Source organism: Geotalea sp. SG265 (assembly GCF_022808985.1).
GTDB lineage: Bacteria > Desulfobacterota > Desulfuromonadia > Geobacterales > Geobacteraceae > Geotalea.
On the sequence record NZ_JAKZFT010000005.1, the window covers coordinates 208,084 to 226,508 of the forward strand.

Here is an 18,425-nt window from a genome sequence, read left to right on the forward strand (position 1 = left end):
TCAACGGAGAACCCCATGGAATACAGAGCTGTCATCGGACTCGAAGTCCACGTCCAACTGAACACCAATACCAAGATCTTCTGCGGCTGTTCCACCAGGTTCGGCGCCGAGCCCAACTCCCAGACCTGCCCGGTCTGCCTTGGGATGCCGGGGGCGCTGCCGGTCCTGAACCGCCAGGTGGTGGAGCATGCCATCAAGGCGGGGCTTGCCACCAATTGCGAGATTGCGCCGCGCTCCATATTCGCCAGAAAAAACTACTTCTATCCCGATCTGCCCAAGGGATACCAGATCAGCCAGTACGAGCTTCCCATCTGCAGCACCGGTCACCTGGACATCGAGGTGGACGGCACGGTGAAGAAAATCGGCATCACCCGCATCCATATGGAGGAAGATGCCGGCAAGCTGGTCCATAGCGATGTGCCGGGGGTGGGGGATGATTCCTGTGTCGATTTGAACCGGGCCTGCACGCCGCTTTTGGAGATCGTTTCCGAACCGGACCTGCGTTCTGCGGACGAGGCGGTTGCCTATCTGAAGAAGCTGCACCAGATAGTCGTCTACCTGGGGATCAGCGACGGCAACATGGAGGAAGGGAGCTTCCGCTGTGATGCCAACGTCTCGGTGATGAAGGTCGGCGCCGACAAATTCGGTACCCGCACCGAAACCAAGAACGTCAACTCCTTCAAATTCGTCAAACAGGCCATCGATTATGAAATCGAGCGGCAGATCGAGGTCATTGAGGATGGCGGCACCATCGTTCAGGAGACCCGTCTTTTCGATCCCAACACCGGCGTGACCCGCTCCATGCGCGGCAAGGAGGAGGCCCACGACTACCGCTACTTCCCCGATCCTGATCTGGTGCCCCTGGTCATCAGCGACGACTGGGTGGAGGATGTGCGCCTCGGCCTGCCTGAACTTCCCGAGGCAAAACGGCGCCGTTACATGGAGGAACTGGGTTTGCCCGCCTACGATGCCGAGGTCCTGACCGCCACCCGGGAATTGGCTGCCTATTTCGAGGCCTGCCTGGAGTTCCACTCCCAGCCGAAACTGGTGGCCAACTGGGTAATGGGAGAGGTGACTCGGGCGCTCAACGAAGAGAATCGCCCCATTGCCGAGGCGCCGGTGACGCCGCAACTGCTCGCCGAGCTGCTGCAGCTGATCGACAAGGGTACCATTTCCGGCAAGATTGCCAAGACCGTCTTCGACGAGATGTGGCGGACCGGCAAACCACCGGCCAAGGTCGTGGAAGAGAAGGGGCTGGTGCAGGTCTCTGACACGGGTGAGATCGAGCGGATCATCAACGAGGTGCTGGCCAGGGAAGCGGGACAGGTGGCGGAATACAGAAGCGGCAAGGACAAGCTCTTTGGCTTTTTTGTCGGCCAGGTGATGCGCGCGTCCAAGGGGAAGGCCAACCCTGCGGTGGTCAATGAACTGCTGTTGAAGAAATTGCAGGGATAAATCCTGCCATAGCTGGAGAGGGCGCCTGTCGTGACTTCGTCCGTTCGTTCGGTCGCTACAGCTGCGGACCTTGCAGGTCTCAGGATTAATACTCTGAGTATAAGGAGCCGGCAGAGGTGGTGATTGCTACTTCCGGCGGGTGTCCGCTCGCCGCTGCAGCTCGGTCACTCACTCCCGAAGCCACGACAGGCTTTCGGCAATTTCGCATGTAGAGGAAAGAAAAGGATGTCTTTCAGAACAATAGAATGGCGCGACAACAAGGTGGTGATGATCGACCAGACCCGGCTGCCGGGTGAAGAGGTCTATAACGAATACGAGGACTTCCAGGGAGTTGCCGAGGCGATTCGCGGAATGATCATCCGCGGGGCGCCCGCCATCGGTGTTGCTGCAGCCATGGGGGTGGCGCTGGGTGCCCGGGACATCATCGCCGATACCTATGAATCCTTCTCGCGGCAGCTTGCCAACGTCTGCGACGTTCTGGCCCGCACCCGCCCCACCGCTGTCAATCTCTTCTGGGCCATCGAGCGGATGAAGCGGGTGGCGGAAGCCAACCGGGACCGTGACCTGCAGTTCATCCGGGAGACCCTCAAGGCCGAGGCGATCCGCATTGAGCAGGAAGACCTGGAGATCTGCAGGGCAATCGGCCGCCATGGTGGGCAGCTCATCAGGGAAGGGGCAACCGTACTCACCCACTGCAATGCCGGGGGGCTGGCCACGGCCGGCTACGGAACGGCCCTGGGGGTGATCCGTGCTGCCCATGAGGCGGGAAAGAACATTCAGGTCTTTGCCGACGAGACGCGTCCCTGGCTTCAGGGTGCCCGGCTGACCGCCTGGGAACTGATGAAGGACGGCATTCCAGTAACCCTTATCTCAGACAACATGGCCGGTTATTTCATGAAAAAAGGGGCGATCACTGCCTGCGTCGTCGGCGCCGATCGCATTGCCGCCAACGGCGATACCGCCAACAAAATCGGCACTTACTCCGTTGCCGTCCTGGCCAAAGAAAACAAGATTCCCTTCTATGTAGCCGCCCCGGTCTCAACCCTGGATCTTTCCATCAAAAGCGGCGACGACATCCCCATCGAAGAGCGTCATGCCAGTGAGGTGACCCACCTGCAGGGCCTGCCTGTGGCACCGGAGGGTGTCAAGGTGCGTAACCCCGCCTTCGACGTGACCCCTGCCCGGTACATTGCCGGCATCATCACCGAGAAAGGGGTAGTGCGGGGCGATTACGAGAAGGAACTTAAGGCGCTGGTGGGGCAATGAACCGCAACGCAGAGTTTGCCGAGGAATTCCAGGCCACCCTCGCCGGCGACCCGGAATGCGACGGGGACAGGCTTCTCATTGCCTTTCTGGAAAAGAAAGGGTACGAGTATGGACCCCGCTCGGCGACCAATCTCCGCCTTCTCGCCTATATCTTCGATACGGAAACCCTCACCGCCATAGCCTCTGGAGCCCTGGCCACCCCCACCCCCGACATGGCCCTCAACAACCTGGAACGGGTCAGCTGCGTCGTTGCCAAGGAAGAATTGCTCGCCGTCTGCGGAAAGAAGGCCATGCTGGCGCGACTGCTCATCCTCTGCGGTTCCTCCCCCTTTCTTACCAACATCATCTGCCGTGACCCTGTCTATTTCCACGGGCTCTTCCTCAGCAAGGAAATCGAGACCCGCCGGTCCGAGGCGCAGATGCTCGACGCCCTTCGCGGGCAGGTCAACCCCAACACCACTTGGCTTGACATTTTTCCGCTGCTGCGCCGCTTCAAGCTTGCCGAGATCCTGCGTATTGCCGCCCGTGACCTCAACGGCATGGCACCCCTGGAAGAGGTTACCGCCGAGCTTTCCGCCCTGGCCGCTGCCTGCCTGCAGGTTGCCTACGAGGCGGCCCGCCGCCAGCTGATCGCTGAACATGGGGTGCCCTTCATGGATACGTCGGAAGGAGAGGCGGAAGCGGACCTGACTATAATCGGCATGGGCAAGTTCGGCGGCCGGGAGCTCAACTTCTCCTCCGACATCGACATCATCTATTTTTACTCCTCCGACCACGGCGAAACGAGCGGCATTGCCGATGGCATAGGGCAGCCCAGTGGCAAGATCTCCCTGCATGCCTATTTCGTCAAGCTGGCGGAGATGGTTACCAAGGCGGTCTCCCAGGTGACTGAAGACGGTTTCGTCTTCCGCGTGGATCTGGGGCTGCGCCCCGAGGGGAAAAGCGGCGATGTTGCCACCTCCCTCAGGTCGGCGGAGATCTACTACGAATCCTGGGGACAGTCGTGGGAACGGGCCGCCATGCTCAAGGCCAGGCCGGTGGCCGGCTCCCTCGAACTGGGGGAGAAGTTCCTCGCCACGATCCAGCCCTTTATTCACCGAAAATACCTGGATTACAACCTCATCGAAGACATGATGGCCATGAAGAAAAAGATCGACGCTTCATTGGCCAAAGCCCAGGAAGGTGAGTACAACATCAAGCTCGGCCGGGGTGGCATCCGGGAGATCGAATTCTTCATTCAGGCGCTGCAGCTGGTCTATGCGGGGAAAAACCCTGCCCTGCGGGTAAAAAACTCCCTGCAGGCCCTGGAGACGCTGCGGGATGCGCGCATCATCACCCCCGAGGATTGCGCCGACCTCTGCGAAGCCTACCGATTCCTGCGCTTCGTCGAGCACCGCATCCAGGTAGTCCAGGAGCGCCAGACCCACAGCCTGCCCCGCAAGGACGATGAGATGCGTGCCCTGGCAAGGCGCTGCGGCTATCTGCGGCAAAACGGGCTTGCCAAGTTCAGCGAGGTGCTGGAATCCCACCGCAGCCGGGTCTCCGCCATTTACGGCGCCCTCTTCCTTTCCCGGGACGAACGGCTCAAGGAAGAGGTACAGCCGGAGGTCTACTTCTTCTTCGACCGCAAGGCCGATCCCGATCTGCTCAAGGACATGCTGGCGGAGCGCCGCTTCGAAAATGTCGATGTCGCCTACGAGAACCTGCTCATGCTCCGGGACGGCCCACCTCGCGCCCATCTCACCGAGCGGGGCAGGAGGATGCTGGAGAACATCGCGCCGCTCCTTTTGCAGGAGATCTTCGTCTCCCCCGACCCGGACATGGCCATGACCAATCTTGAGCGCTTCCTCTGTGCCGTCGGTTCCCGCTCAACCTTCTTCGCCCTTTTGGCAGAGAACCGTGAGATTCTCAAGCTGATGGTCTCCCTCTTCGGCATGTCCGAATTCCTGTCGAAGATCTTTATCAGCCACCCGGAGCTACTGGACAGCATGGTTTCCCGCAGCTACGCCGCATCTGTCAAAGATGCCGCTGTGATGGAAACGGAACTGGCCGCGCTCCTGGAGCAGGCCGAGGATTTCGAGGAAAAACTGGACACCTTGCGCCGCTATCGCCATGAGGAGTTTCTCCGCATCGGGCTCAACGATATTTACGGCAAGATGGGGCAGACGGAAATCGCCGTGCAGCTCACGAGCCTGGCCGATGTCTGCCTGGTGGCTGCCTGCAGGATAGCCAAGCAGGAGCTGCAGCGTTTCGGCCGTCCCACATACACCGGCGAGGACGGCAGCATAAGCCAAGCCCATTTTGCTGTCCTGGCCATGGGCAAGTTGGGAGGGAACGAGCTCAATTACCATTCCGACCTGGACGTGATCTATATCTACGATCACCAGGGGATGACCGACGGGGAAAAACAGATCACCAACCACGAGTATTTCGCCAAGCTGGCCCAGAAAATCATCCTCATCCTTACCACCCAGACCCGGGAAGGGTACGTCTACAAGATCGACACCAGGCTCCGCCCTTCGGGGAATGCCGGCCCCCTGGTCACTTCCCTCGATTCGTTCGTCAATTATCACCGGGAAGATGCCCAGATCTGGGAGCGCCAGGCTCTTACCCGTGCCCGGGTCGCCTTCGGCATCGGGCCACTCAAGGCCAGGATCGAAGAAGTGGTCGATCAGGCGGTTTACGGCGTTGGCTGCGGCGACGAAGTGCGCAGGGAGATCCACCGCCTGCGCATGCGCATGGAGAACGAACTGGCTAAGGAATCGGAGGGTAGTTACAACATCAAGACCGGCCGCGGTGGCATTGTCGATATCGAGTTCATCATCCAGTACTTCCAGCTGAAGAACGGGGTGGTCTGCCCGGAGATCCGCACCACAAATACACTGGTGGCCATGAAGGGGATGCGGGCCTGTGGGCTGCTCTCCGAAGAGGATTTTGCCGTGCTCCAGAGCGGCTATAAGTTTCTTCGCCGCCTGGAAAACCGCTTGCGCATTATCCATGACTACTCCATGAATGATCTGGGGGGGCCAACCAAATACCTGGACAAGCTGGCCCGTCGTCTGGGCTACGATCCGCAGCTGAAGCATCCGGGAGAAGCTCTGATGCACGATTACGAACAGAATACCAGTGCCATTCGCCATGTCTACGACCGGGTTTTTGTCAAGGAAGGGGAATAGCCATGGAAGTACGGGTTTACTACGAAGATACCGATGTGGGAGGCGTGGTTTACCATGCCAACTATCTGCACTATTTCGAACGGGCAAGGACCGAGTTTCTTCGCCGCAAGGGCTTATCGGTGCGGGAACTCCACGAGCGGGGCTGCATCTTTCCCGTGGTGCACATTGAGATGGATTTCCGAGCGCCGGCCAGGCATGACGACCTCCTCCGGGTGGAAACGGAAGTCCTGGAAGTGGGGAAAAGCTCCTTCGTCCTGGGGCAACAGGTGATCCGGACAGTAGACGATGCGCTGCTGGTTTCCGGAATCGTGAAATTGGCCTGTGTCGGCCCCGGCATGAAGGCGAAACGCCTGCCTGCCGACTTGGTCCAGGTGCTTACGGGGGAATAGCTCTGAAGAATCTATAAATTTTGAAAAAAGAGCCGCTACGTCAGCTTGTTCGCTGATTCAGCGGCTCTTTTCATATACGTCTGCCTGTGGTGCGACTTTTTTTGTCGCAGGTGTTAGATTTAATGCAGGGGGAACTTATAACTCAAAGTCCTCGCTTTCGGTGACAGCAGGCAGAGGCATTTGGAGGGAAGCCAAAAAAGATGAGTCGTGGAGGCTATTGTTGCATTCCATTGGATTCAGAACCATTCCTGGACGGTTCCGTTCCTGAACTCGTCCGCATATTTCGAGGCATTGCGGATAGATTTGAATCGAGACTTTAAGACCCTGAAGAAGGATGCATTGTTACGTTCACGGTCAAAGACCGAGATGGCAAAGGCATTGGACGGGTGACGATCAGATAACGATGATTCCTCACCTCTTTATTTTCCGGTAGTGTTGCAATTAACCCCATCTGCGGCTAAGATGCGGGAAATTCAAAGGATCGGAAATTACAAAGGAAAACGCGATTTGAGCAGCTGACAGCACTCCCGTTCGTGGGCTGAGTGGCCATTCTTCAGCACTGCGAGCCTCGCTCGCCGGTCTGAGATGCATGCCCGAGTTTCCCCATCTTCCGGGTCCAGAGGGCGTCGTATAACCTCGTGTGCAAGAGGCTGGTAAATGAGCAGCTTTACACGGCTGCGGCGCGGGTGGCGGTGGAGGCGGCGGGAGTTGAGATGGAACAGAAGTACGAGCTTGCGGAGCATGTGAACTTGAAATTTGAGAATTTAAGCGAAGGCTTTTCAGACGGAGTGGTCCTCAAGAAGCGCTAGTGACAAAAAGCAGTAAACCCAAAGCACCTGTTACATCAGGGATTCAGTATGAATGATTTGACCTCTCAAATACGCTCATCAAATGCATATCCATTTCCTGGTGGTATTGCTGGGAAGCTCGGAGATCGTTTCGAAGCAAAATGGGCGGTCAAGAAGCTTCTAGAGGTTCTTCTTGGCCTGGCGGATGCCCTTCAATTCGAGTTTGTTGATCCGGTCAATCACGGTGTTGAATTTTGGCTGTCCAGAGATGGCAATAAAGAGTGGTATCAAGCCAAGCGGCAAAATACGCAAGGCAACTGGACTATTGGACGACTTGCAAAGGAAGGAGTCCTTACAACGGCGATTTTAAGACTTTCGGCCGTTCCTGACGATCATTTCTATTTCCTCTCCACTGCTCCCGCAACAGAGATTCATCACCTCTCCCAACGAGCAATTTTGATTGATTCAGATGTAGACGTTTTCCTGAATTCTGTAACGAATGAAGACAGAGCATCAAACCTTCCGGAGTTGAACAGGCACTGGGACACTAGCACAGATCAGACATGGCATTACCTCAAGCGGTTTCATATTCTGTGTGAACCGGAAACTGACCTTGATATCAACATAAAGATGGTTGGTGGGCAGCTTTTCAATGATTCGTTTGACCGCTATTTCCCACTTCTACGCGATTACCTCGAAAACAACTTTAATCGAGAACTTACCACCGAAATAGTTCATAAGGAGATAATTGAGGCGGGAGTTCTTTCCCCACGAGCCGCATTTGACCCAACATTGCGGGAGCGTATCACCAGCGCAAATCAACGTTACCTCGACAGCTATGCACCATTCGGTGTCGGGGGGGAGTCTGTAGAGCGAAAAGAGGCGCAGGAGGTGTTGTCTTTACTTATCAGTGAAAATGGCCCTGCCATAATTCTGCTGACTGGTAATGCCGGGACCGGCAAATCAGGGGTAATCAGACAAATTCTGACCGGTTTAAAGGCTCAGGGTGTAGCACATCTGGCGTTCCGCGTTGATAGCCGACTCGATATAGGGTCGTCGGAGGCGCTTGGACAAGCTCTTTTGGGCCGAGATGAAAACCCCATTTATATTCTGCAGTCGTTAACTGCTGATGGCAAAGCAATTCTCTTTATTGATCAAATCGACGCAATCAGCGAGGTATCCGGGCGGGCAGGCGCCATCCGCGAAGTCATTTTCGAGTTACTCAGTTTTGCCAGATTCTCTCTAAACATCTGTATTGTTGCAGCCTGTCGCAGCTACGATTTGAGTAATGACAGTGCTCTGCTTCAACTCGAAAAGGAGCAGAGGGTGACACGAGTTGAAATCAAAACTTTCGATTGGGACTCGGAAGTTGCGCCGCTGCTTCAAGTCAAAGGCATACCAGCCGAGCGCCTTACCAAAAACCAACAAGACTTGCTGAAGCTGCCTCTTAACCTAGCTCTGTTTTTGGAGATCGTTGGAACTGAAGAGCAGACCTTTGAATTTCAATCCACGACTGAACTGTTTGATCACCTTATCGAAAAGAAGCAAAGGATTATCCGCCAGCGAGGCATTTCTTCATTTGCCCTGATGCCTGTTCTCTCCCATCTAGCAGAGATAATGAGTCGTGATCAGTCCCTTGATGTTCCTGAAAGTGTTCTAGATCGCTTCCCCAACGCACTCGATTTGTTGGCAACGGAATACCTTATAAGCCAGGTAGATGGGCGGATAAATTTTTTCCACGAAAGCCTATTTGACTACGCCTTTGCCCGTGGATTTGTAACAGATCGGCGAAACGTCATCGACCTGCTCAAGGAAGATGAACAGCATCTCTTCCGTCGCACGCAGGTTCGTCAGATTTTGACCATGTATCGACAGGCTGGTCCCCAGCACCATTATTTGAAACAGCTCCGTGATCTACTGAACAGTCCAAATGTACGTTATCACCTGAAAGATGCAGTTGCCCGTTGGCTTGGCGGCCTAGCTGAGCCAACTGAGGCAGAACTTGCTGTCGCTTTGGCGTTGGATGCACCACATCAGGAGATGCCGCCGCTTGTGCGGCTGGCTATCTACCCACAGCCAGGTTGGCTACCGATACTCATCGGGCGTGGCCTGATCTCGGCTTGGTTGCGATCCGGGTCAGAAGACCGCAGAGGAGATGCTCTCAATATCCTGCGTAATGCTGTTAAAGCATTTCCTGGTGAGGTTGCTGAATTGTTACGGAACTGGTGGGGAAATGACCCCGCGCGAGGCGGAAGCTTGCTTGGCTGGTTTTCCTGGTTGCACGACATGCAGCCATGTCCCGACTTGCTCGATCTCAATCTTGACTTGATTCGGTCCAAGCCTGATGGGCTTTTTGATCGTTCAGGGCTATATGATCGATATTCGACGTCAGCTTGGCTCAAGCACGATCCTGCAGCCGCAGGGAAGCTGCTCCAGGCGTGGTTTGAAACATGGTATGAGAACTTTGCCGAAGGTCACCCATTCGGACGTGATCAGCATAACGACATGGATTTTCACTGGCTTCGGGAGCTTAAAGAGAAATCTCCAGCCATCTTCCTTGAAGCTGCTATCCCTGCATTTTTAGAAGCCATAAGCCGTATCGACCTCACGTTTGATGGTCACTGCTGGGCCGATTACACATGGTACATGCGTTTTGATCTGGATATTCATGGATCGGGTCACTTCTTGTCCCTGATTCGTGAGTCTCTTGCCGAGCTTGCCAAAACTGCTCCCAATACGGCATTGCAATGGGTTGAAATGATAGAGCCGTTGACGCATCCGGCAGCGCTGTATATTTGCCTTGAAACCATTGCAACATCCGGTGGCGTGTTTGGATTCAAGTTACCAAAGCTAATGATGGCAGATAAGTTGCTTGATTCCGGTCCAAACGGTGCAGACTGGCTCTCGTTTGCCCGTGCTGCCAACGCAGCTCTCCCATACCTTTCTGGGCCAGAAAGGTCACTCGTCGAGAATCGGATTCTCGGCCATTGGCCAGAATTGCGGCTTTCAAAAAAGATTGCTCATGATTTGGCTAACGGACGCCCAGAGGAAGAACCATTTTGGACCCGCAAATCTGCCATCCGTGACTTGAACTGGAATGGCTACGATCAATGGTGCATTCTTAAGTCTATAGATGCCACAAATCTTTCCCCACATGCTCTTAAGCGGCTGTCACATCTAGACAGGAAATTCCGTGAGAAAATCATTCCTAAACCAAACAACATGGAAGCAACATGGGTTCCTCCGCCGATTGGTGCAAATCGTGCCAAATTCATGTCCGACGCGGCTTGGCTAACCGCTGTCGACAAATACCGCGAAGATGAAGGTACGCGGCGTGCTGGTGACGACTGGCTTCGCCATACCGGTTCCAGAGGGCTCTCCCAAATTTTGCAGGAACGTTCCAAAGAAGAGCCCGAGCGATTCGCACGTCTTTTTTCCCGCCTACCTACGGATACGCTCCCGGACTACTTCAATGCTATTTTGAATGGCCTTGCTGAAGGTGTTGTTCCTGAAGAAGTACTTGGGGCAGTTATTCGCAATGCTCATGCACTGCCGGGGCGCCCGTGTTGTGAAGGTATTTGCCGCTTGCTGCAAAGACACCCAGCAGTTGCTGCAGATGATGAGATGTTTTCGATACTGATCTGGTACGTTGAGAATGGCCGATCCGCCACTGACGATGAATCTGACCAGGGACGAACCAGGGAGTTGACTATTACTGCAGAGAATTTGATTTCAATGGGCGGATTCGTTCAGATGCGAAGCGGCTATTTTGATCGCGGAACTGCCGTTGAAGCCCTAGGTGCTGTTTTGTGGGAATATAACGCACGGCTTGAGGCAGGAATACAGGTCCTTACTAGGCGAATTGAGCTGGAGCCCCTGGAGAGTATCCTGTGTCTCTTGACCGAGCCGATCTACTCGGTGCTTCGCCATGACAATCACCAAGCCGCAGTGTTGTTGAAGAAACTTGTAGTAGGTCCCGATAGGATCAATTACCTGCCTCTTGCGACGCACAAAGGCACGCTTCTGCTTTACTACATTTTGCACGGCTCTCCGGATATTGGTTTTGAGTTACTTGAATTATTGCTATGCGCAAAAGAAGAGGAATACCGACTACTGGGAGCTTTCCACCTTTTCCGGGAGGCGTATTACGACGATGAACTTGCCACTCGTGCGCAGAAACTAGCAAAAGAAAGCGACCAGCATAGGAAGTTGGCAGCAAATGCTGCCGCAAATCACCTGCCCGATGCTGCCTATCAGTTAATGGCAGAACAACAACTGACGGCTTTTTTCGGCGATCCAGTCAAGGGAATTAGGAAAGAGGCAGCAGAGTGTTTTCGGGGCGTTTGGAATAAGCCTCTCGAACCTTTGCGACCTTTGATCCATGCCTTCGTCCAGTCAAAGGCTTTCGAGGAAGATAATTTTTCTTTTTTTCATTTGCTCAAAGATGCGCATGAACCAACTACTCAAGAAGTTATCCTAGCTGCAGAGCGCGTGCTCGATCTGGCTGAGCAGCCGGAGGATGATTCCTCTCCCTCTGGGCGTCGCCGAGAGATGCACTATCTCGACGACCTGCTACTTAAGGAATATTCTGCCACTGAAGATTGTCCCGAGTTAAGGACACGGATTCTCGGTATTCTTGACAGGATGTTGATCTTAGGGCTTTACGGGACAGATAAAATTATCCAGGAACACGAGCGTATATAACTACTTTGCCAAAAATCAGGAGCCAGTTTTTTATGAAACTCAGCGAATTAAAAACCCCCTGAATTCGCTGGCGAGTAAGAAGAACGGCAGGCATCGTTGCCGATTCAGGGCCAATGGAATACACCCTATTTATGCACACCCAACCCGCAATCCACTTTTCCACCAAAACCTTGGCAAGTCCCAAAAGGAGGAAATCTATGAAGGCAATAATAGTGCTGTGTGTCATCGCCACCATCCTTGCCGGATGCAGCTCTTCTAGCCAGCCCCAGGACGTGGAAAAATACCAGGGGCGCGAGGAAACCAAGAAGCTGGAAGGGGCATCGGCGGTGGGCTACGACGGCATGGCCATCCGTAGGAATGTGGATAACACTCTCAACAAGAATGATGACCACAATCAGGACCTGGACAAAGCCATGAAATCAGCAACTGATGGGCAGAAGCCGTAATGAACAAGAATGTATTGATGGGAGGGGTAGTATGAAGTTGTTAATCCCTGCGGAGCCTATTCAGGCTAGGGATGAGAAAATCTTCTCCATTGTTGAGACATTTCCGGAGTACCTGGGCAAGGGACAAGAAGTGGCGTTACGGGCCTATCGCAACCGCGAAGGCTTAACCCAGAAGAGGCTCGCTGAAATGACCGGGATTCCCCAGCACCATATTAGCGAGATGGAAAATGGCAAACGCGGCATTGGTAAGGAAAGAGCCAAAAAACTTGCCGAAGCACTGAACTGCGATTACCGCCGGCTGTTGTAATTTGTAATCCCCGCTTAAGATCTTGGATAACCGCTGTCCCCCATCAATCGCTCGTCAAGGCCTGGCTGCATGAGAAGCTGCACGAAGGGCGTGGCCACTAGGTTTGCAGGCATCACTGCCGTTTGCGAAGCGATGCCAGATACGACCGGATCCGTTCTGCATTTTTCCCCACGTCACTTTTTCCCACCCGCGATACGGACCTGATGTCCAGCGGGGTCCGCGCCCCGGCCGCTTGAAGGCGAATGACGATGTCGTCGGTAAAGCCGAACCAGAAGGTGGTGTCGGTCGCTTCAATCCGCCCGGCTGCCGGTTCTGCTGCGACGATTTTCCATCCTGCTTCCCTGGCTGCGGCAAGTGCCCGGGTAAAGGCCTTTTCGTAGGGCAGTTCCAATACTTCCGTCCGCAGATCGCCATAGGCCTTTTGTTGCTGTTCGGCGACGGCTGGGCCGCCGTAGGCAGCAGGATTGGGCGCTTCCTTGCGCAAGGGGAGGATGGCCACGAACTCCGGCGGATGGACCGTATCGGTGGTGATGTCATGGATCACCGGCAGCTGTTTTGCCTTGATGCGGAAGCTGATGGGAACTGCCGCCACTGCCAGGCCGACGATTGCGGCCAGTACAGCCAGTGCGGACATGGCAGGATACCGCCTGGGGCCGGCTGCAAACCCTCCGGCCATGGCGAGTAAGGCCCCGGCGATACCGCCATAGACGCTGAACCGCAGCAGATCGAAGCCGGTGCGGAAGTGCCACCAGCCAAGGCGGTTGCCGATGCCGGCGGATATCTCCACCAGTCCCGCAGCTACGGCGAGTCCCAAACCGCTCAGGACCAGCACGCGGGGGACGCTACAACGGTCAGGAGCTTCAGTGGCTGTCATGGCATACCTCCTGCCATCTGGTTTTACTTTGATTATAACCAAAATCTCCTTGCCCCGCGCGGGCAAAAGGTGTATCTCTGCTAGCTTCCATTTTTTCCCAAGGAGAGATTTACATGGGCATATTGTCGAACACAGTCAGCATCTGTCAGTTCCGGGTCGCCGGGGATTTCCCCGCTGGCGACCTTTTTCAATGGGCCTCCCAGCGCCTGGCCGGCAACGGCTTCAAATCCATCGATCAAAGTACTGCCGAGCTTTCCGTCGGCTGGGTCCACCTGGACGACCATCGCCAGAGCGATTTTGCCGTGCCCGCCGCTTTCTGGCGCGATCATTACCTGATCTTTACCCTGCGCCGGGACCAGCGGCGCATTCCCGCAGCGCTGGTGAAGGCCTACCAGCAGGTAGCCGAGCATGAATACCTAACGGAAAATCCGGGATTGTCGCGGGTGCCGAAGCAGAAGCGGGAGGACCTTAAGGAAGCGGTGCGGGGGATGCTTCTGGGAAAGACCCTCCCCATCCCTTCCACCTGGGACGCGGTCTGGGACACGCAGACCGGCATCGTCACCTTTGCCTCATTGTCGCCGGTGATCATCGAGCTTTTCGAGGGGCAGTTCAAGAAGACCTTCGAGGGGCTGCGCCTGGTGGCGGTCCATCCCTATGCCAGGGCCGAGCAGGTCGTGGCCGAGGAATCCAGGCCTGCCCTTGCCCAGGCCAACCAAGCTGGAAGCGAGGCGGCCCTGGATCTGATCAGGAGCAACCAGTGGCTAGGCTGGGATTTCTTTCTCTGGCTCATGTTCCGCACCATGCACGACACGTCCGAGTATCGCGTTAGCCTGGCGGGACATTGCGATCTGAACGAGCCCTTTGCTGCCTATGTAAACGACCGCCTGGTGCTCTTGAGCAGCGGCGAGAACGGCCAGCAGAAGATTACTGTCGCCGGTCCCCAGGATCACTTCAGCGAAGTACGCACGGCACTGCAGAACGGCAAGCGCATTACCGAAGCGATGGTTTATCTGGAAAAGGATGAGCACATTTGGCGGTTGACCCTCAAGGGGGAGCTGTTCCAGTTTGCATCACTGAAAGCACCGGCGGTCAAGCTGGAAAAGGACGACGGTGTGGATGAACAGAGCGAGCGGGAAGCAGTTTTTTTCGAGCGAATGTTCGTTTTGGAGCAGGGATTGCAACTTTTCGACAGCCTCTACTCAACCTTCCTCGGTCTGCGGCTTGGCAGCGGCTGGGAGGAGGAGTCTGCCCGCATCGACCGCTGGCTTGTGGAAAGGGAAGCTTGAGTTAAGCCTGTGGGGAGATGCGGGGCCTGATCAATAGATGTTGAATTCGGTCGCTGCCATTATGTCTGCAGGGATATAGACGGTTGCCAGGGTGTCGCCGTTAACGATCTTGACAATGCTGAAGCATTCCTCGGCATAATCATGCCGCGAAACCTTGAGCCAGTTTTCGCCGTTCAGGCCGTAGCCGTACTCTCTCAGCTTTCTGATCTGAGTGGTGGGCAGGTGTCTCATCTGATTGCGGCCTCCTCTAAAATGGATATTACAAAACAGTCGGTTTTTGTGACTGGCTTTGTTGTGTCCAATAGTTATCGGCCGATGATGCAGATACTTTAATTATTTTTTTTCTTGGATATGTGATTGTTAAAAGGAAGGGAACGAAGGGGCCGGAGCGATAAGCGCTTACGGCCCCTGTTTTTTTTGCCGTTTTTCTTCCAGGTACATATCGATGGCCAGGAGAAAAACGCCGATGCAGATGGCCGAATCGGCCACATTGAAGGCGGGCCAGTGGTGCTCATACCAGTGGGCGTCGAGGAAATCGATTACCTCTCCAAGCCTGACCCGGTCGATGAGGTTACCAAGTGCGCCGGCAAAGATCAGGGCCAGGGAGACGGTGGCGAACTTCTGCTCGGGGCGCAGCCGATAGACGACGCTGAGGATAACGAGGGTCGCCACCACCGATACCGCGATGAAAAAGGGAAGGCGGTAGTTGAAGCTGGAAAGGAAGCTGAACGCTGCCCCTTTATTGCGCATATAGGTGATATTGAAAAAGTTATCGATAATGGTGATGGAGGTATGGAGATCCATTACCCGATCGATATAGAGCTTGGTTAACTGGTCGATGACGATGACCAGCGCGGATATGGCTGTAAAGGCGATGGTTTTGAAGCTCATGGCTCTCCCTGATCCTGAAAAACTATTTTACGGCGGCGAGACATTTGGGGCAGATGCCGGGATGTTCGGCGTCCGTGCCGATCTCCTCGTCGTAGCACCAGCAGCGCTCGCACTTTTTGCCCGGCGCTGCCGCGACCTTGATCTGCAGCCCGGCTATTCCTTCAGCGGCGAAGCTTTCTCCTTCAAGGTTTTCGATCAGTTCCGCCTTGGATACGATGAAGATGCTCTTCAAATCGGCAGCATAGGGGGCCAGCAGGCCGCCCAGTTCGGCGGGGGCTTGCAGGGCGACTGCCGCATCCAGTGAATGACCGATGACCTTCTGGACACGGGCCTGCTCCAGCGCTTTGGACACTTCTGCCCGCACCTTGATGATGGTCTCCCAGCGCTCTACCAGTGCCTCGTCCCGGTTTTCCGGTTTGAAGGGAGGGAATTGGGAGAGGTGAACGCTCTCTTCAGCGGGGGCGGGCATATAACGCCAGACTTCGTCGGCGGTGAAGGAGAGGACCGGGGCGGTCAGCTTGACCAGGGCGTCGAGGATCTGGTACATGGCGGTCTGTGCGCTCCGCCGTTCCAGAGAGTCCTGCCTGCTGGTGTAGACGCGGTCCTTGAGGATATCCAGATAAAAGGCGCTCATCTCCACCGTGCAGAAGCCATTCACCGCGTGATAGAGGACGTGGAATTCGCAGTTTTCATAAGCATTCAGCACCTTTTCCTTGAGCAGTTCCAGCTGGTGCAGCGCCCAGCGGTCGATCTCAGGCATATCCCCATAGGCCACGGTGTCGGTTTTGGGATCGAAATCGGCGATATTGCCTAGGATGTAGCGGCAGGTGTTGCGGATGCGGCGGTAGGCCTCGGAGAGGCGGGTGAGGATTTCCTGGGAGATGCGCAGGTCGTCACGGTAATCCTGGGCGGCGACCCAGAGGCGCAGCACTTCGGCACCGTATTTCTTGATGACGTCTTCCGGGGCGACCACGTTGCCCACCGATTTGCTCATCTTACGGCCGCTGCCATCAACGACGAAACCATGGGTGAGGACCGAGCGGTAGGGGGCGACGCCGCGGGTGCCGACGCTGGCCAGAAGCGACGAATGGAACCAGCCCCGGTGCTGGTCGCTCCCCTCCAGGTACATATCGGCAGGCGAAGTGAGATTGTCACGGTGCTCCAGGACGGCGGCATGGGAGACCCCCGAGTCGAACCAGACGTCGAGGATATCCATCTCCTTGTCGAACTCGCTCTTGCCGCAGGCGGGGCAGACGGTGCCGGCGGGCAGCAGTTCCTTCGCCTCCCGCTCATACCAGATATCCGAGCTTTCCTTCTCGAAGAGGTCCGCCACGTGGTGCATCACCTTTCCGTCGGCCAGGGCTTCGCCGCAGGCCTTGCAGTAAAAGACGGTAATGGGCACTCCCCAGTTGCGCTGGCGGGAGACGCACCAGTCGGGGCGGTTTTCGATCATGCCGTAGATCCGTTCCTTGCCCCATTTGGGAATCCAGCTGACGGTGTTGATCGCGTCCAGGGCCTTGCGGCGCAGGTCGTTGCTCTGCATGGAGATGAACCACTGCTCGGTGGCGCGGAAGATGATCGGTTTTTTGCAGCGCCAGCAGTGGGGGTAGGAGTGGCTGATCTCCCCTTTGCCCACCAGCGCTCCCACCTCTTCCAGTTTGGCGAGGACATTGGGGTTGGCGTCGAAGACATACTGGCCGCCGAAGAAAGGGATAGTTTCCAGGAAGCGTCCACGGTTGTCCACCGGGTTGTAGATGTCTAGCCCTTCCCTGAGGCCGAGCTCGTAGTCTTCCTGACCGTGGCCGGGAGCGGTGTGAACGCAGCCTGTACCGGCTTCCAGCGTGACATGGTCGCCGAGGAGGATAATGGAATCACGGTCGTAGAAGGGATGGCGGCAGAGCTTCTTTTCCAGCACCTCCGCCTTGAAAGTGGCGATGACCGTGCCGTTGACGCCGGTAGCCTTGCAGAAGGCATCCTTCAGCCCCTCGGCGACGATCAGTACGTCGGCACCGGTATCGAGTGCCACGTAGTCGAATTCCGGATGCATGGCGATGGCGAGGTTGGCGGGAATGGTCCAGGGGGTGGTGGTCCAGATGACAGGATAGACCTTCTTCCCGGCAAGGGCCGGCAGCTTATCGGAGACATCGTCCTTTAGGAGAAACTTGACATAGATCGAGGGGGATTTGTGGTCCGCGTACTCCACCTCGGCCTCGGCCAGGGCGGTGCCGCAGGACGAGCACCAGTGAACCGGCTTTTTCCCCTTGTAGAGGCCGCCGTTCTCGGCGAACTTGGCAAGTTCGTGGGCAGTGATCCCCTCGTAGCTGTAGTTCATGGTCAGGTAGGGGTTGTCCCATTCGCCGAGGACGCCGAGACGCTGAAATTCGGCTTTCTGGATGTCGACGAATTTCCTGGCGTAGTCACGGCATTGCCTGCGCATCTCCGGCTTGCCGATCTCGTGCTTCTTCGAGCCCAGGTTCTTTTCCACTTGCAACTCGATCGGCAGCCCATGGCAGTCCCAGCCGGGGATATAGGGGGCATCGAAGCCGCTCATGCGTTTGCTCTTAAGGACGATGTCCTTGAGGATCTTGTTGAGAGCATGGCCGATGTGAATGTGGCCGTTGGCGTAAGGGGGGCCGTCGTGGAGGATGTATTTCGGCTTGCCCGCGCCGGCTTCTTCCATTTTCTTGTAGAGGCCATTCTTTTCCCAGGCAGCGAGGATTTCCGGCTCGCGCTGTGCCAGGTTGGCCTTCATGGGAAAGTTGGTAACGGGTAGGTTGAGGGTGTCTTTGTAGTCCATGGTGGTTCCTCCGCAATGCTTCTGCAATATGGGGCAGAAGCGCCCT

At 55.9% G+C, this 18,425-nt stretch carries 13 protein-coding genes; 9 read left to right on the forward strand and 4 right to left on the reverse strand.

The genetic code is table 11. The annotated features are described in order from the left end of the window. Positions 1 to 15: 15 nt before the first annotated feature. From gatB to ML541_RS08295, 8 genes are all read left to right on the forward strand, one after another. Positions 16 to 1,455: an Asp-tRNA(Asn)/Glu-tRNA(Gln) amidotransferase subunit GatB gene (gene gatB / locus ML541_RS08260; protein WP_243372229.1), complete on the forward strand. Its 1,440-nt coding sequence runs from the start codon at positions 16 to 18 to the stop codon at positions 1,453 to 1,455. Between the two features lie 225 nt (positions 1,456 to 1,680). Next, entirely contained in the window at positions 1,681 to 2,721 is a 1,041-nt protein-coding gene (mtnA, locus tag ML541_RS08265) for an S-methyl-5-thioribose-1-phosphate isomerase (RefSeq protein WP_243372231.1), read from the forward strand. Continuing rightward, the gene (gene glnE / locus ML541_RS08270; protein WP_243372233.1) at positions 2,718 to 5,897 is read left to right on the forward strand and encodes a bifunctional [glutamate--ammonia ligase]-adenylyl-L-tyrosine phosphorylase/[glutamate--ammonia-ligase] adenylyltransferase; all 3,180 of its coding nucleotides are present in this window, start codon (positions 2,718 to 2,720) and stop codon (positions 5,895 to 5,897) included. The genes mtnA and glnE overlap by 4 nt, the downstream gene beginning before the upstream one ends. A gap of 2 nt (positions 5,898 to 5,899) precedes the next feature. Beyond that, positions 5,900 to 6,286: a YbgC/FadM family acyl-CoA thioesterase gene (locus ML541_RS08275; protein ID WP_243372235.1), complete on the forward strand. Its 387-nt coding sequence runs from the start codon at positions 5,900 to 5,902 to the stop codon at positions 6,284 to 6,286. 638 nt (positions 6,287 to 6,924) lie between these two features. Then, positions 6,925 to 7,095, forward strand: a complete 171-nt coding sequence (locus ML541_RS08280; protein WP_243372237.1) for a hypothetical protein — start codon at positions 6,925 to 6,927, stop codon at positions 7,093 to 7,095. A gap of 48 nt (positions 7,096 to 7,143) precedes the next feature. Beyond that, the gene (locus ML541_RS08285; RefSeq protein ID WP_243372238.1) at positions 7,144 to 11,778 is read left to right on the forward strand and encodes an ATP-binding protein; all 4,635 of its coding nucleotides are present in this window, start codon (positions 7,144 to 7,146) and stop codon (positions 11,776 to 11,778) included. A gap of 197 nt (positions 11,779 to 11,975) precedes the next feature. Continuing rightward, the gene (locus ML541_RS08290; RefSeq protein ID WP_243372240.1) at positions 11,976 to 12,224 is read left to right on the forward strand and encodes a hypothetical protein; all 249 of its coding nucleotides are present in this window, start codon (positions 11,976 to 11,978) and stop codon (positions 12,222 to 12,224) included. A gap of 31 nt (positions 12,225 to 12,255) precedes the next feature. Further along, the gene (locus ML541_RS08295) at positions 12,256 to 12,531 is read left to right on the forward strand and encodes a helix-turn-helix transcriptional regulator (protein WP_243372241.1); all 276 of its coding nucleotides are present in this window, start codon (positions 12,256 to 12,258) and stop codon (positions 12,529 to 12,531) included. Positions 12,532 to 12,643: 112 nt separating this feature from the next. Here ML541_RS08295 and ML541_RS08300 read toward each other — a convergent pair whose 3' ends face one another. Beyond that, positions 12,644 to 13,405, reverse strand: a complete 762-nt coding sequence (locus ML541_RS08300) for a DUF1499 domain-containing protein (protein WP_243372242.1) — start codon at positions 13,403 to 13,405, stop codon at positions 12,644 to 12,646. A gap of 113 nt (positions 13,406 to 13,518) precedes the next feature. On the opposite strand from ML541_RS08300, the gene rdgC reads away from it, so the two are divergent. Next, positions 13,519 to 14,691 carry a recombination-associated protein RdgC gene (gene rdgC / locus ML541_RS08305; protein ID WP_243372243.1) on the forward strand — a complete coding sequence of 391 codons (1,173 nt, stop codon included), beginning with the start codon at positions 13,519 to 13,521 and terminating at the stop codon, positions 14,689 to 14,691. 30 nt (positions 14,692 to 14,721) lie between these two features. Here rdgC and ML541_RS08310 read toward each other — a convergent pair whose 3' ends face one another. The 3 genes from ML541_RS08310 to ileS all read right to left on the reverse strand — a co-directional run bounded on the left by ML541_RS08310 (position 14,722) and on the right by ileS (position 18,379). Beyond that, positions 14,722 to 14,922, reverse strand: coding sequence for a hypothetical protein (locus tag ML541_RS08310; RefSeq protein ID WP_243372244.1), 201 nt, complete (start codon positions 14,920 to 14,922; stop codon positions 14,722 to 14,724). 168 nt (positions 14,923 to 15,090) lie between these two features. After that, positions 15,091 to 15,582, reverse strand: coding sequence for a signal peptidase II (gene lspA / locus ML541_RS08315; RefSeq protein WP_243372245.1), 492 nt, complete (start codon positions 15,580 to 15,582; stop codon positions 15,091 to 15,093). A gap of 22 nt (positions 15,583 to 15,604) precedes the next feature. Then, positions 15,605 to 18,379 (reverse strand): isoleucine--tRNA ligase, encoded by a 2,775-nt coding sequence (ileS, locus tag ML541_RS08320; RefSeq protein WP_243372246.1) that lies wholly within the window; start codon positions 18,377 to 18,379, stop codon positions 15,605 to 15,607. Between the last annotated feature and the right edge of the window lie 46 nt (positions 18,380 to 18,425).